The sequence below is a fragment of the uncultured Stenotrophomonas sp. genome, assembly GCF_913778665.1.
Lineage (GTDB): Bacteria > Pseudomonadota > Gammaproteobacteria > Xanthomonadales > Xanthomonadaceae > Stenotrophomonas.
In genome coordinates, this window is sequence record NZ_CAJYVQ010000008.1 from 508,001 (window position 1) to 522,541 (window position 14,541).

The following is a 14,541-nucleotide window of genomic DNA, read 5'->3' on the forward strand; positions in this document are numbered from 1 at the left end:
TGGAGGCCGCATGAGCGCTCACGACACCCCCGCCACCAGCAGCGCCGCCACCCACGAACTGGAGCGCCTGCTGGCGATCATGGCGCGCTTGCGCGACCCGCAGGGGGGCTGCCCGTGGGACCTTGAGCAGAACTTCGCGACCATTGCCCCGTACACCATCGAGGAAGCCTACGAGGTGGCCGATGCGATCGACCGTGGCGACCTTGATGATCTCTGCGACGAGCTGGGCGACCTGCTGCTGCAGGTGGTGTTCCATGCGCGCATGGCCGAGGAGCAGGGGGCGTTCGCTTTCGCCGAGGTGGCGCGCGCGATCAGCGACAAGATGCAGCGCCGCCACCCGCACGTGTTCGGCGACGTCAGCGTCGACGATGCCGACGGGGTGACGCGCAACTGGGAAGCGATAAAGCGCGCCGAACGTGCCGCCAAGGGCGAGCAGGACACCTCCGCGCTGGCCGGCATCTCGCGTGGCCTGCCGGAATGGCTGCGTGCAGTGAAGCTGCAGTCGCGCGCGGCCAAGGTCGGTTTCGACTGGCCAGGGCCGCTGCCGGTGCTGGACAAGGCGGCCGAGGAACTGCAGGAGCTGCGCGAGGAATTCGAGCGCGGTGACATCGCCGGCAACAAGGCGCGCCTGCAGGAAGAGCTGGGTGACCTCCTGTTCGTCTGCGCCAACCTGGCCCGGCATGCCGACATCGATCTGGGCGCTGCGCTGCGCGGGGCCAACCACAAGTTCGAGCGTCGCTTCCGGGCCATGGAAGCGCAGGCCGCAGCGCAGGGCGGAACGTTGGCCGCACTGGACCTGGATGCGCAGGAAGCACTGTGGCAGCACGCCAAGGCTGGTGAAAAGGCGTGAAGACGCTCGGCCTGTTCCTGCTGACCGCAGTGGCCGAGATCGTCGGCTGCTATCTGCCGTGGCTGTGGCTGCGCAAGGATGGCAGCATCTGGTTGCTGCTGCCGGCGGCGGCCAGCCTGGCCTTGTTTGCTTGGTTGCTGACCCTGCATCCCACCGCCAGTGGCCGCGTCTATGCCGCCTACGGTGGCGTCTACATCGGCACCGCGCTGTTCTGGTTGTGGGTGGTCGATGGCATCCGTCCCAGCCGCTGGGACCTGTTCGGCGCCGCCCTGTGCCTGGCCGGTATGGCGGTGATCATGTTCGGGCCGCGCACCTCATCGGTGTAGGGCCGGGCATGGCCGGCCTCTCCAGCCTTCTGTAGAGCCGAGCCCACGCTCGGCTGCTCTTCCTTCCGACCGCGCGGGCACGCGCAAGCCGAGCGTAGCTCGGCTCAACAACGCAGCCCGGAAGGCGCATGATGGTGGCGACCCTGGTCCCCGGAGCACGCGCATGTCCCGCTTCGCCAGCTTCCGCGAGTTCTATCCGTTCTACCTCAGCGAGCATCGTCATCCGGTGTCGCGCCGGCTGCACTTCATCGGCAGCTGCGGGGTGCTGCTGCTGGTTGCTGCGGCGATCCTGCGCGGTCAACCGATCCTCCTGCTTGCCGCCCTGTTCTGCGGTTACGGCTTCGCCTGGCTCGGTCATTTCTTTTTCGAGAAGAACCGTCCGGCTACCTTCCAACATCCCCTGTACTCGTTCATGGGCGACTGGGTGATGTTCGTCGACATCCTGCGCCGGCGCGTGCCTTGGTAGCGACCGCTGTGGAGACCGCGTTCACGCGCTATGCTTGGCCTGGACGTCATAGATAAGGAAAGCGCGATGTTCCCGACCATGTTCTTTACCGTGGTACTGGCCTTCGTCACCGTGGTGATCCTGTTCAAGGCGGTGCGGATGGTGCCGCAGGGCTATGAATGGACCGTCGAGCGCTTCGGGCGCTATACGCACACCATGACGCCCGGCCTGCATTTCCTGATTCCGATCGTCTACGGCGTCGGCCGCAAGGTGAACATGATGGAGCAGGTGCTGGACGTGCCCAGCCAGGAAGTGATCACCAAGGACAACGCCGCCGTACGCGTGGATGGCGTGGTGTTCTTCCAGGTGCTGGACGCGGCCAAGGCGGCCTATGAAGTGGCCAATCTGGAAGTGGCGATGATCGCCCTCGTGCAGACCAACATCCGCACTGTGATCGGTTCAATGGACCTGGACGAATCACTGAGCCAGCGCGAGGTGATCAACGCCCAGCTGCTGAGCGTGGTCGACCATGCCACCAACCCGTGGGGCGTGAAGGTCAACCGCATTGAGATCCGCGACATCCAGCCACCGCGCGACCTGCTGGATGCGATGGCGCGGCAGATGAAGGCCGAGCGCGAGAAGCGCGCGCAGATCCTCGAAGCCGAAGGCTCGCGGCAGTCGGAAATCCTGCGTGCCGATGGCGAGAAGCAGGCCACCGTGCTCGAGGCCGAAGGCCGCCGCGAGGCTGCGTTCCGCGATGCCGAGGCGCGTGAGCGCCTGGCCGAGGCGGAGGCCAAGGCGACCCAGATGGTGTCGGCGGCGATCGCCGAAGGCGACGTGCAGGCGATCAACTACTTCGTTGCCCAGAAATACGTGGAAGCGTTCAAGGAGCTGGCGAGCTCGCCGAACCAGAAGCTGGTGCTGATGCCGATGGAGGCCAGCGGAGTGATCGGTTCGATCGCCGGCGTGGCCGAACTGGCCAAGCAGGCACTGGGCGACCAGAACACCAAGGCCGCGGGCAAGCGACCGCCGCCGATCGGAGGCTGACATGCGCTGGGAAGTCGTGGGCTGGGGCGCGTTGGCATTGCTGCTGTTTGCCGCCGAGGCGCTGGCGCCGGGCGCGTTCATGCTGTGGATCGGCATTGGCGCGGCCGCCGTGTTCGTGCTGGTGGCCGTGTTCAGCGGCATTCCGTTGTTGTGGCAGGTGGTGGCCTTCGTGCTGCTGAGCGTTGTGTCGATCCAGTGCTACCGGCGCTGGGGCAGGGCGAGGGCGCGGCCCAGCGATGCGCCGTTGCTCAACCGTCGCGCCGAACAGCTGGTCGGGCGCGTGGTGCCGTTGCAGCAGGGCATTGTTGGCGGGCAGGGCCGGGTCAGCATCGACGACGCGTACTGGCAGGTCAGCGGTCCGGAACTGCAGGCCGGCAGCCTGGTGCGGGTGGTGGCGGTGGAGGGCACCACGCTGGTGGTCGAAGCGGTGGCCTAGGGGTTCCCAACCAGCGGCGGAGCCCCTCGTGGGCAGTCGCGGAAGGCGGTTCATGTGCTCGGGTCGGGTGGGTTGGGTGCGCGGGACACGCCGTCAACCCATCCATGGCGCCAACGGTCCCTCGAACCCAACCCGCCCGACCCCCGACAGTTTCCGTGCGCGTCCAGCCCACGGACAGGAAATCAAAAGCGAGGAGCAAAAGCCGGTGAACTAAGCCTTTGCGCTCTGGCTGCAGAATGCGGCGCTGGCCGCAGGCCGGCTAACTCTCCCCCGCTGCGCTGCGGCGCGACCTGCGGGCGACCGATCTGGGATAATGGGGATTCTTGTTTCCTCTGCTGCCGGACCCGGTCATGACCCAGAAGACGCTGCTCAACGATACCCACCGCGCCCTCGGCGCCAAGATGGTCGATTTCGGGGGTTGGGACATGCCCATCCACTACGGCTCGCAGCTGGACGAGCACCACCTGGTGCGTCGCGAGTCGGGTGTGTTCGACGTCAGCCACATGACCGTCGTCGACCTGCGCGGTGACCAGGTCAAGCCGTTCCTGCGCCGCCTGCTGGCCAACTCGATCGACAAGCTGAAGGCACCGGGCAAGGCGCTGTACTCGTGCATGCTGAATCCGCGCGGCGGCGTCATCGACGACCTGATCGTCTACTACCTGGGCGACGATTTCTTCCGCATGGTGGTCAACGCCTCCACCCGCGAAAAGGACCTGGCCTGGCTGCGCGAGCAGGCTGCGCCGTTCGGTGTCAGCGTCGAGCAGCGCCCGGATCTGGCGATCCTCGCCGTGCAGGGCCCGCAGGCGCGCGAGATCGTGATCGGCCTGGCCCGCGAATCCGAGCGTGAGGCGCTGACCAAGCTGGGCCGCTTCGCCGCCCTGCAGGTGCAGTCCGACGACGGCATCGAGCTGTTCGTCGCGCGCACCGGTTACACCGGCGAAGATGGTTTCGAAATCCTGCTGCCGCAGGACGCCGTGGTTGCGTTCTGGAACCGCCTGCTGGCGGCCGGCGTGAAGCCGGCTGGCCTCGGCGCGCGCGATACCCTGCGCCTGGAAGCCGGCATGAATCTGTACGGCCAGGACATGGATGAGGAGATCAGCCCGTATGAAGCGGCGCTGGCCTGGACCGTGTCGCTGGACGAAGGCCGCGACTTCATCGGCCGCGATGCGCTGGAAGCGCAGAAGGCGGCTGGCAACGCGCGCCAGATGATCGGCCTGGTGATGGACGAGAAGGGCGTGCTGCGCCATGGCCAGGCGGTGACCACCGCTGGCGGCCAGGGCGAGATCCTGTCCGGCACCTTCTCGCCGACCCTGGCCAAGGGCATCGCCTTCGCGCGCGTGCCGGCCGGCGAACTAGGGGACGTCACCGTCGACATCCGTGGCCGGCAGGTGCCGGTGCGCGTGGTCAAGTTCCCGTTCGTGCGCGAAGGCCAGGCCCAGCCTGGCGTGCTTGCCGACGCCTGATCCGAACATGCCGGTCGTCACTGACAGCAGTGGCGGCCGGTTGGTTACACTAGCCCCGTTTTTCCACCCCTGCATATCTCTGGAGCAGTCCCATGAGCGAGATCCCCGGCGACCTCAAGTTCCTCAAATCCCATGAGTGGGCCCGTGTCGAAGGCAATGGCCGCGTCACCGTCGGTATTTCCGACCATGCGCAGGGCCTGCTGGGTGACCTGGTCTACGTCGAACTGCCGGAAGTCGGCGCCGACGCAAAGGCGGGCGAGCAGATCGCCGTCGTCGAATCGGTGAAGGCCGCTTCGGACGTCTACAGCCCGATCAGCGGCAAGGTCGTCGAGGTCAACTCGGCCCTGTCCGACAAGCCGGAAACCATCAACGAAGATGCCTACGGCGAGGGCTGGATGTTCGTGGTCGAACTGTCCAATGCCGAAGAGCTCAACGAGCTGCTGGACCCGGACGCTTACGCCGAAGCCCTGGAAAACGACGACCACTGAGTCGTCGGTTCCAGGTTCGGACACGGCCACCTTCGGTGGCCGTTTTTGTTTTGGCGCCCGCGTCGGACTCATGACGCCCGGTTCGTTGCCGACCCTCGACGCGGCATCAGCGGTCAGCCGAGCGATGCCGATAAGCGTGCGCAGTTTTGCGCAAATCCGCGTTTCCACCCCGCGTCGGCGCGTCCGGATGTGAAAAGTTTTCGCCCCTTGTTGCGGTGCCGTTGTGCTGGCGTTGGCGAGGGGGACACCGCTCGCTGCGGGCGCGAACGTAAAGTGCTATCCAATCCGCATGCATCTGCGCGGAGTGCTTATTTCAAGTGCTTTTTGTTCAACGCTTGCGTTGGCGTTGTTGTGCCCGGCGTGCGTACACGGCGTGCCGGCGGTGGTTGTGGACGGAGCACGGCGGCCGTGCCGGTGCCAGCGCCGACGCTGCGGATGTGAAAATTTTTCGCGGGGGTTGTTGACAGTAAAAAAAACCGTGATTAGGTTTCGCCTCAGCAGACCTTGCCTGCCCAACCGAGTGCGCAGAATCAATCGTCCGATGCGAAGCAGCCCCTTCAAGACCACCGCGATCCTGATGACGGTGGACATGGCCCCGCTTCCCCCGGAGAAATGCAAGGCAACTCCCGTTCCGATGCCCGCTCCGCCGATCGAGGCGGGCATCGCCGCATCCGTAACGGCGCGCCTGACGCGCCGGCGGTCCCCGCACGCAGCATCTGCGGGTTTGATCCACCTGGGCGTTTCAACTCCCTATCACTGACGAGGAGCCATCCCATGGCAACCAAGAAAGCTGCGAAGAAGAAGCCCGCCGCCAAGAAAGCGGTGAAGAAGGTCGCGAAGAAGGCCGCTGCCAAGAAGGCAGTGAAGAAGGTAGCCAAGAAGGCGACCGCCAAGAAGGCAGTGAAGAAGGCTGCGAAGAAGGTCGCCAAGAAGGCCACTGCGAAGAAGGCAGTGAAGAAGGCGGCGAAGAAGGTAGCCAAGAAGTCCACTGCCAAGAAGGCCGCGAAGAAGGCCGTCAAGAAGGTAGCCAAGAAGGCCACCAAGAAGACCGCCAAGAAGGCAACGGCCCGCAAGCCGGCCAAGAAGGTCGCGAAGAAGGCCACTGCCAAGAAGGCTGTCAAGAAGACTGCCAAGAAGGCAGTGAAGAAGACCGCGAAGAAGGCCACCAAGAAGGCTGCTCCGAAGAAGGCAGCGAAGAAGGTTGCCAAGCGCAAGCCGGCCGCCCGCAAGAAGAAGGCCGCCCCGGTCGCTCTGCCGGCAACCCCGGCGCCGCTGATCTAAGTACTTCCCGATAGCCGTACCCTGAAACCCCCTTCCCCGACTGCCCAGCGGGGAGGGGGTTTTTTTATGCACGTGTATGTGCAGCGTCGCGCAATGCTCGAGGCCGCCAGGCTTGTAGCGTCGAGCTCGCTCGCCCGCTTTTCGCATTCGTAGAGTCGAGCTTGCTCGACTGCTCTGGCTCGATCAGTCGAGCAAGCTCGACTCTGCAAGCCAACAAAAAGGGCGACCCATGGGCCGCCCTTCGTGCTTGGGATCGAGCCCACCAGGTCAGCGCGGCGAGGCTACCGCGCGGTTGCCCGAGGCACCCTTGCCCTTGCGCTTGTCCTGCTGCGCCGGGCCCGCACCTTCGGCCATCAGGTTGTCGCTGCCGAAGTCGGTGTCCACATCCAGCCAGCGCTGCGCCGGCAGGCCGAGTGCGGAATCGAGCACGGTCGGCAGCAGGCCGCTGGGCAGGCCGCTTTCGCCGTTCCACAGGATCGCGATGCCGAGGTCGCGTTCCGGTACCAGCGCGACCAGGCCGCGATAGCCCTGCACGGCGCCGGCATGGAACACCACGTCGTGGCCGGCGTAGTCGAAGGTGCGCCAGCCCAGTGCGTAGCCGGCCGAATGCAGGCGCTCACGGCGCCAGCCCGAACGCATCTCGCCGGGGGTGTTGATCAGGCTCGAATGCAGGGTGGCCAGCAGCGGCGCCGGCAGCACGTCGGGGCGATGGCCGGTGTGGGCCAGCAGCCACTGCGCCATGTCGCTGGCGCTGGCGTTGACGCCGGCGGCCGGGGCGACGCGGTAGTAGGTGGGCTTCGGCGTCAGCGAGACCCAGCCGTTGCGGCTGCGCACATGCGGACGTGCCCAGCGCGAGCTGGCCTGGATGCCGGCCAGGCCGAGGCTGGCGTCGTTCATGCCCAGCGGCTTGAAGATGCGGCGCTCGACCGACTGCTCGTAGAAGCTGCCCGAGGCCGCATACACCACATCGCCGATCAGGCTGAAGGCCACGTTCTGGTACGCGTAGCAGTCGCCCGGCAGGCACTTGAGGCTGGTGTTGGCCAGCTTCTGGGTCAGCGAGTAGTACTCGGCGTTGCCTTCGATGTCGCGGTCGTAGGCGTTGTACGGCAGGCCGACGCGGTGGCTGAGCACATCGGCCACGGTCAGGCGGTCGGTGGCTTCGGGCGAGTTGAGGCGGAAGCCCGGCACGTAATCGGTCACCTTGCTGTCCCAGCGCAGGGTGCCATCGTTGACCAGCAGGCCGGCCATGGTGCCGGCGAAGGCCTTGGACAACGAGGCCAGGCGGAACACGGTATGCGCATCGACCGGCAGCGGATTGTTGACGTCGGTGACGCCGTAGCCGCGCGCGCTGAGGATGCGGCCGCCCTGCACGATCGCCACCGCCATGCCCGGCACGCGCTCGCCATAGGTGAGCTGCTGCGCCATCGATTCGATGTTGGCGACGTTGAAGCCGGCGGCCGGGGCCTGTACCTGCGTTACCAGCCCGGTGCGGTACGCCGCCGGCTGGGTGTGGGCAACGGCCGGGGCAGCAGAAGATTCGATGTTGGCCGGCATCGGTGGCAACGGCGGCGGGGTCTGCGCGGTGGTGGACAAGGCAACGGGCATCAACATGCCCAGCAAACCGGTGGCCGCCGAACGGATCGGACGACGCAGGCTGTTCTTTTTCATCGGTTGGACCCGTGCGCGACTGCTGATGGCGATTCTAGCGCCGGTTTTCCCCTGTGCACAAACAAAGCGAAGATGAATACGCATCTCTTTGAAAAAGTTGGGATTTTGACGCTCCAAGGGTGTGTGTCGGAACGTGTCATCCGGGGCTGCTCATGACGCCCTGTTGCAGCGCTGCGTGGCACCGGCGCTGGCGATGTTGCAGTGCATTGGCTAACGTACGCGCTTCACTGCCCCCGGAGCCTGCGATGCCGCTGTCCAACCGCCGTTCTGTGGCGAGGGGCGCCGCGTGAGTGCGGCATCGCGCAAGGGGCCGCTGCAGGGCCTGTTCGCCGCGCTGCGCGAGTCACCCGCGCTGTGGTGGTCGTTCCTGTATTTCTTCTGCCTGCTCAGCGGCTACTACGTGCTGCGCCCGGTGCGCGAGGCGATGGCGGCCTCGGCCGACCTGGAGACGGTTTTCCCACCGCTGCTGATCGCCTGGTTCGAGAGCCACGGCATCGCGCTGAAGGACTTCGTGCTGCAGTTCCTGTTCTCCTGCGTGTTCGTGATCATGCTGGTGCTGCAGCCGGCTTACGGCTGGCTGGTCAGTCGCTTCCCGAGGCGGGTGTTCCTGCCGGCGGTGTATGGCTTCTTCATCGTCACCCTGCTGGGGTTTTACGCGATGTTCGACAGCGGCGTGCCGGGCCGCGGCATGGCGTTCTTCTTCTGGATCACTGTCTTCAACCTGTTCGCGGTGGCGGTGTTCTGGAGTTTCATGGCCGACGTGTTCTCCAACGCGCAGGCGCGTGCGTGGTACGGCTACATCGGCGCGGCCGGCACCATCGGCGCCTTCCTCGGGCCGATCATCACCAGCGCGCTGGTGCAGCGCGTGGGCATCGCCAACCTGATGCTGGTGTCGGCCGGTTTCCTTGCCATCTGCCTGTTGAGCATCTGGAGGCTGCGGCACTGGGCGGTGCTTCGTGAGCAGGAACAGCAGTTGGTGTCGGGCGAAAAACCGATGGGCGGCAGTGTGCTCGATGGTCTCAAGCTGATCGTTTGCGAGCCCCTGCTGCGCTGGCTGGCGATCATGGTGGTGTTCGGCGTCGGCGTTGGCACGCTGCTGTACAACCAGCAGGCCACCATCGTGCGTGCCTCATTCAGCGATGCAGGCGCCGCCACAGCCTTCTTCTCGCGCATCGATCTGGCAGTGAACGCGCTGGCGCTGTTGATGCAGCTGGGGCTGACCCGCTGGCTGCTGTCGCGCCATGGCATTGCACCGGCGCTGCTGATTCCCGGCTTCGCGATCCTGATCGGCTTCTCGGTGCTGGCCGCTTCGCCGATGCCGTTGATGGTGGCGGTGGTGCAGGTGATGACCCGCGCCAGCGAGTTCGCCCTGGCCAAGCCAGCACGCGAGACGATCTACACCCGCGTGGACCGCCAGTGGCGCTACAAGGCCGGTGCGGCGATCGACACCGTGGTCTACCGCGGTGCGGACCTGAGCTTTGCCTGGGTGCACAAGGGCCTGTCATTGTTCGGCTCGCACGTAGTGTTCATCGGCGGCATGCTGGTGGCCGCGTGCATGACTGCCGCCGCGTTTGGCGTGCTGCGCGAAGAAAAGAAACTGCCACGCGACCGCTGATTTTCCGGGGTCAGATCCCTTTCCCGCGGGGAAAGGGATCTGACCCCATTCTTCTTCCCCCGTCCAAGGAATCGCCCATGTACTGGATCGCTCTCGCCCTGACCTTGTTGGTCGCCCTGCTGCACGTCTATTTCCTGGTGCTGGAGATGTTCCTGTGGACCCGCCCGCTGGGCCTGAAGACGTTCCGCAACACCCCGGAGAAGGCGGAGACCACCCGTGTGCTGGCCGCCAACCAGGGCCTGTACAACGGCTTCCTTGCGGCAGGTATCGTGGTAGGGGTGGTGATGGCGCAGCCGGTGCTGGTGACGTTCTCGCTGGCGTGCGTGGTGGTGGCGGGGTGCTATGGCGCGTACAGCGTGAGCCGGCGCATTTTCATGATCCAGGCGCTGCCGGCGATCCTGGCGCTGGTGCTTCGCGCGGTGGCGTAGTTTCCAGCCAACGGCGCAGCCTCTCGTGGGTTGGTCGCTTGGAGCAGGTCATGTGTTGGGTGGGGCGGTGGGCCGTGCAGGGGGCGCTGCAAGTACGTCCCTGTAAGCTCGATGGCGCCATCCATGGCGCCAACGCCCCTACACGGCCCACCCGCCCCACCCCTGACAGTTTCCGTGCTCGGCCAGCCCACGGAGAAGAAGAGAAGATCAACAGCAACAGCGGGTCGCTGCGCTCGTGGGTTCTGCACGCATGAAAAAAGCGGCTTGTGGGCCGCTTGTGCTTCTGCTCTTCTTTTTTCTCTTCCGTGGCTGGACGCCACAGAGACCTGTCAGAGGCCGGAGGGGTGGGGCCGGGCGGGGTATCCGCGCCATGGATGGCGCGGCTAAGCCCCCAGGGATGGGTTCACGGCGTCCCCGCCCGGCGTCACCCCTCCGGCCCAACCGATAAACCGCTTTCAGCATCCAACCACGAGGGGCTGCGCCGTTCGCGGGAACACTACTTCGCCGGCGACATCCACATGTCGATGACCGCGCTGAACACCTCCGTCCCGGCACGATCCCGCACACTCACCGTCACCGGCAGCGCGTAGCCCTGCGCCGCCGCCACGATCGGCTGCGCCGGCAGCGCCACCGCCTGCAGCGTGCCGCGCGCCTTGGCCAGGTACTGCACCTGCATCCCCTTCGGAATCCAGCGCATGCCCTTCGGCAATGATGCATCCACCATCAGCCCGGCGGTCAGCTCGGCCAGGTTGCACATCGCGATCGCGTGCACCGTGCCGATGTGGTTGCGCACCCTGCGGCGGTCGGCCAGCGTGCCTTCGCAGCGGCCGTGTTCCAGGCGCGTGATGCGCGGTGCGATGCTGGCAAAGTAGGGCGCCTTGAAACACACCGCGCGCGAGAACAGCCAGTTGCCAGCGGGCCAGCGCTGCAGGCGGTGATAAAGCGAAAGCAGGGGCGTGGACATGATCGGCTTCCGGTCGGCGGATGGAACGACGGCGGGCCGAGGCCCGCCGTCGAAGGCAACGCGTGTCGCGGGCGATCAGGCCGCCTGCGAATGCGGATCCTTCTGCTGGCGGTCGTAGTAGCTGGCCGCGCGCAGTTCGTGGGTGTCGAAATCGTCCACGGTGATGGTGTCCAGGGTCAGCGTGCGCAGCTCTTCCAGCAGGCTGCGCTCGTCCTGGGTGATCACGCCTTCAGCCACGGCCTCGTCCAGCTGCGCCTTGAAGTCCAGCGCCTCGATGCCCTTGCTCTTCAGCGCCTTCAGGAACTTGCGCTCCACCGGCTCGGCCATGATCGCCTTGCTCAGGTAGCTGTTGATGCGGCCACCCGGGTTGTTCTCGCACGGGGTCAGGAACACGCCACTGGCCAGGCGGTCGCGGGCTTCGTTCGGTGCCATCAGCAGGGCGGCGACGCGGCGGCTCAGACGGTCGCCCGGGGCTTCGGCACGACGGCCCAGCGGGAAGATCAGCGCCCACATCAGCCAGCCGATCGGACGGATCGGGAAGTTGCGCAGCGCCGCCGACAGCGACTCTTCGATCTTGTGCACGCTGTCATGGAACGCCCAGGCCAGCAGCGGCTGGTCGGCCTGCGGTGCGCCTTCGTCGTGGTAGCGCTTGAGCATGGCGCTGGTCATGTAGACATGGCTCAGCACGTCGCCCAGGCGCCCGGACAGCGATTCCTTGAACTTCAGCTTGCCGCCGAGGGTCATCATCGAGATGTCGGCCATCAGCGCCAGGTTGGCCGAGTAGCGGTCCAGCTTGCGGAAGTAGCGGCGGGTGTAGGCGTCGCCCGGGGCGGCACCGAAGCGCGCACCGGTCAGGCCGAACCAGAACGAACGCACGGCATTGGAGAGGCCATAGCGGATGTGGCCGAACAGGCTGCGGTCGAACTCCTGCAGGCCAGCACGGGTATCCGGGTCCTGCGCGGCCTTCATTTCCTTCAGCACCCACGGGTGGCAGAGGATCGCACCCTGGCCGAAGATCAGCAGGCTGCGGGTCATGATGTTGGCGCCTTCCACGGTGATCGCGATCGGCGCGGCCTGCCAGCTGCGGCCGGCGAAGTTGCGCGGCCCCAGGATGATGCCCTTGCCGCCGATCACGTCCATCACGTCCGAGATCACTTCACGGCTCATGCTGGTGCAGTGGTACTTGGCGATCGCCGACGGCACCGACGGCACGTCGCCGCGGTCGACCGCTGCAGCGGTGGCCTGCGACAGCGCGCTGATCTTGTAGGCCTTGCCGCCGATGCGGGCCAGCGCTTCTTCCACGCCTTCGAAGCGGCCGACCGACAGGCCGAACTGCTTGCGGATGCGTGCGTAGGCGCCGGTCACGGCAGCACCGGCCTTGGCACCGCCGCTGGCGGTGGAGGGCAGGGTGATCGAGCGGCCCACGGCCAGGCACTCGTTGAGCATGTTCCAGCCCTTGCCGGCCATGGCTGCGCCACCGATCAGCTGGGTCAGCGGAATGAACACGTCCTTGCCGCGGATCGGGCCATTCTGGAACGTCGAATTCAGCGGGAAGTGGCGACGGCCGATTTCGACGCCAGCGGTGTCACGCGGCAGCAGGCCCAGGGTGATGCCGATGTCGCGGGTATCGCCGATCAGGCCGTCCGGATCGTACATGCGGAAGGCCAGGCCGATCAGCGAAGCGACCGGGGCCAAGGTGATGTAGCGCTTGTCGAAGGTCAGCTTGACGCCGAGCACCTGCTCGCCGTTCCACTCGCCCTTGCAGACGATGCCGTAGTCGGGAATGGAGGTGGCGTCGGAACCGGCAAACGGACCGGTCAGGCCGAAGCATGGCACTTCGCGGCCATCGGCCAGGCGCGGCAGGTACTGGTCCTTCTGTTCCTGGGTGCCGTAGTGCACCAGCAGTTCACCCGGGCCCAGCGAGTTCGGCACACCGACGGTGGAGCTGACCACCGAGGACACCGAGGCCAGCTTCTGGATCACCTTGTGGTGGGCCAGCGCGGAGAAGCCCAGGCCGCCGTATTCCTTCGGGATGATCATGCCGAAGAACTTGTTCTTCTTGATGAAGGCCCACAGCTCCGGCGGCAGGTCGGCATGGACGTGGGTGATTTCCCAGTCGTTGACCATCGCGCACAGCTCTTCGACCGGGCCATCGAGGAAGGCCTGTTCTTCGGCGGTCAGCTGCGGCTTGGGGTAGTTGAGCAGGATGTTCCAGTCCGGATCGCCGGTGAACAGCTCGCCCTCAAAACCGACCGAGCCGGTTTCCAGCGCGATGCGCTCGGTCTGCGATAGCGGCGGCAGCACCTTGCGGAACACCTTCATCATCGGGCCGGTCAGCAGCGGCTTGCGGATGAACGGCAGCAGCAGCGGCACGGCGATCACCGCCAGCACGGCGGCCGCCACGATCGTGGCGGTCTGGTTGACGTAGGGAATGAACCAGCAGGCGACCAGCAGGGCAACGCTGATCAGCGTCCAGGTAACCAGCCGCATGCGGTGGTAGGCGACGAACGCGCCTGCCAGCAGCAGGGCGAGGAAGGGAAGAACGATGCTCATGAGCGTGCTCCGGTGACGTGCTCGTTTGTGGCGGACGAAGCTGCAGCATCCGCTGCGGGCAACACGTCCAGATAGTCCAACACAGTAGCGGTAAAGGCGTCGTTGTCATCGCCGGCGACCATGTGCGTGGCCTGCGGCAGCTGCACGTGGCGCGCGTGCGGTGCCAACGCCAGGAATTCGGCCACTGTCTGCGGCGTGACCAGATCGCTGCGCCCGCCGCTGACCAGCAGCAGCGGGCATTTCACCTGGCGTGCGGCCTCGGCCAGCGCGTCCTGGTGCTGCTCGCTGTCGCGGGCCAGCTCGGCCACCAGGCGCGGATCCCAGTGCCAGCGCCATCGACCGTGGCCGTCCTCGCGTAGCAGCGCGCGCAGCGACTGCTCGGATTTGCGCGGACGGTGCGGCATGTAAGCGGAGATCACGTCGGCGGCCTGCGTCAGCGAGGCGAAGCCGTCGGGATGGGCCGTCATGAAGGCCAGGATGCGTTCGACGCCGGCGGTGTCCCAGCGCGGGGTGATGTCGACCAGCACCATCGCCGAGAACAGGCCCGGCCAGCGCGATTCAGCCAGCAGGCCGAACAGGCCGCCCATCGAGGCCGCCACCAGCACCGGCGGCCGCGGCTGTTCCCCAGCCAGCACGATCAGGTCATCGGCGAACTGTTCGCCGTGATAAGGCAGGTCGGCGGCATTCCAGTCCGAGTCGCCATGGCCGCGCGCATCGTAGGCCAGCGTCTGCAGGCCGGCCGCACCGAGTGCGCGGGCGGTCGCGTTCCAGGCGTGGCGGGTCTGGCCGAAGCCATGCGCGAACAACACGCGACCGCGGCGGCCATGGTCGCTGGCGGTGGCGGCCAGTCGCGCGCCATGGGCTGCGTCCAGGCGCAGATCATGGAATGCAGCGGGAGGAGGGGACGTAACCATACTTGCTAGTATGGATCGCTTGTGAGGGAAGTCAATACTGCACGGTATGGTGCGCTGCGGCAG

The 14,541-nt window shown here is 66.2% G+C and carries 14 protein-coding genes; 10 read left to right on the forward strand and 4 right to left on the reverse strand.

Annotation, left to right across the window (positions count from 1 at the left end):
• Window positions 1-10 precede the first annotated feature (10 nt).
• From mazG to QZ853_RS11010, 8 genes are all read left to right on the forward strand, one after another.
• Window positions 11-850, forward strand: coding sequence for a nucleoside triphosphate pyrophosphohydrolase (gene mazG, locus QZ853_RS10975; RefSeq protein WP_295572975.1), 840 nt, complete (start codon window positions 11-13; stop codon window positions 848-850).
• The gene (locus tag QZ853_RS10980; protein WP_295572977.1) at window positions 847-1,176 is read left to right on the forward strand and encodes a YnfA family protein; all 330 of its coding nucleotides are present in this window, start codon (window positions 847-849) and stop codon (window positions 1,174-1,176) included. The genes mazG and QZ853_RS10980 overlap by 4 nt, the downstream gene beginning before the upstream one ends.
• Window positions 1,177-1,339: 163 nt before the next feature.
• Window positions 1,340-1,642: a DUF962 domain-containing protein gene (locus QZ853_RS10985; protein WP_295572979.1), complete on the forward strand. Its 303-nt coding sequence runs from the start codon at window positions 1,340-1,342 to the stop codon at window positions 1,640-1,642.
• 66 nt (window positions 1,643-1,708) lie between these two features.
• Window positions 1,709-2,668, forward strand: coding sequence for an SPFH domain-containing protein (locus QZ853_RS10990; protein ID WP_295572982.1), 960 nt, complete (start codon window positions 1,709-1,711; stop codon window positions 2,666-2,668).
• 1 nt (window position 2,669) lies between these two features.
• A complete protein-coding gene (locus QZ853_RS10995) occupies window positions 2,670-3,104 on the forward strand; it encodes an NfeD family protein (protein ID WP_295572984.1) in 435 nt (144 codons plus the stop codon).
• A 350-nt stretch (window positions 3,105-3,454) separates the two neighbouring features.
• Complete coding sequence (gene gcvT, locus QZ853_RS11000) at window positions 3,455-4,567, forward strand: glycine cleavage system aminomethyltransferase GcvT (RefSeq protein WP_295572986.1); 1,113 nt, start codon at window positions 3,455-3,457, stop codon at window positions 4,565-4,567.
• A 92-nt stretch (window positions 4,568-4,659) separates the two neighbouring features.
• Window positions 4,660-5,055: a glycine cleavage system protein GcvH gene (gene gcvH / locus QZ853_RS11005; RefSeq protein WP_295572988.1), complete on the forward strand. Its 396-nt coding sequence runs from the start codon at window positions 4,660-4,662 to the stop codon at window positions 5,053-5,055.
• Between the two features lie 774 nt (window positions 5,056-5,829).
• A complete protein-coding gene (locus QZ853_RS11010; protein WP_295572989.1) occupies window positions 5,830-6,336 on the forward strand; it encodes a hypothetical protein in 507 nt (168 codons plus the stop codon).
• 267 nt (window positions 6,337-6,603) lie between these two features.
• Here the strand turns inward: QZ853_RS11010 and QZ853_RS11015 are convergent, their stop codons facing one another.
• Entirely contained in the window at window positions 6,604-8,004 is a 1,401-nt protein-coding gene (locus QZ853_RS11015) for a serine hydrolase domain-containing protein (RefSeq protein WP_295572992.1), read from the reverse strand.
• 286 nt (window positions 8,005-8,290) lie between these two features.
• Here QZ853_RS11015 and QZ853_RS11020 point away from each other — a divergent pair, with 286 nt between their 5' ends.
• Together QZ853_RS11020 and QZ853_RS11025 are read left to right on the forward strand one after the other, a co-directional pair.
• Window positions 8,291-9,619, forward strand: a complete 1,329-nt coding sequence (locus QZ853_RS11020) for an MFS transporter (RefSeq protein WP_295572995.1) — start codon at window positions 8,291-8,293, stop codon at window positions 9,617-9,619.
• Between the two features lie 77 nt (window positions 9,620-9,696).
• Complete coding sequence (locus QZ853_RS11025) at window positions 9,697-10,047, forward strand: DUF1304 domain-containing protein (RefSeq protein ID WP_295572997.1); 351 nt, start codon at window positions 9,697-9,699, stop codon at window positions 10,045-10,047.
• Between the two features lie 496 nt (window positions 10,048-10,543).
• On the opposite strand, the gene QZ853_RS11030 is transcribed toward QZ853_RS11025, so the two are convergent.
• The 3 genes from QZ853_RS11030 to QZ853_RS11040 all read right to left on the reverse strand — a co-directional run bounded on the left by QZ853_RS11030 (window position 10,544) and on the right by QZ853_RS11040 (window position 14,478).
• On the reverse strand, window positions 10,544-11,011 hold the full coding sequence (locus tag QZ853_RS11030; RefSeq protein ID WP_295573000.1) for a hotdog fold domain-containing protein: 468 nt from the start codon (window positions 11,009-11,011) through the stop codon (window positions 10,544-10,546).
• A gap of 75 nt (window positions 11,012-11,086) precedes the next feature.
• Complete coding sequence (locus tag QZ853_RS11035) at window positions 11,087-13,564, reverse strand: acyl-CoA dehydrogenase (protein WP_295573003.1); 2,478 nt, start codon at window positions 13,562-13,564, stop codon at window positions 11,087-11,089.
• Entirely contained in the window at window positions 13,561-14,478 is a 918-nt protein-coding gene (locus tag QZ853_RS11040; RefSeq protein WP_295573007.1) for an alpha/beta hydrolase, read from the reverse strand. The genes QZ853_RS11035 and QZ853_RS11040 overlap by 4 nt, the downstream gene beginning before the upstream one ends.
• Between the last annotated feature and the right edge of the window lie 63 nt (window positions 14,479-14,541).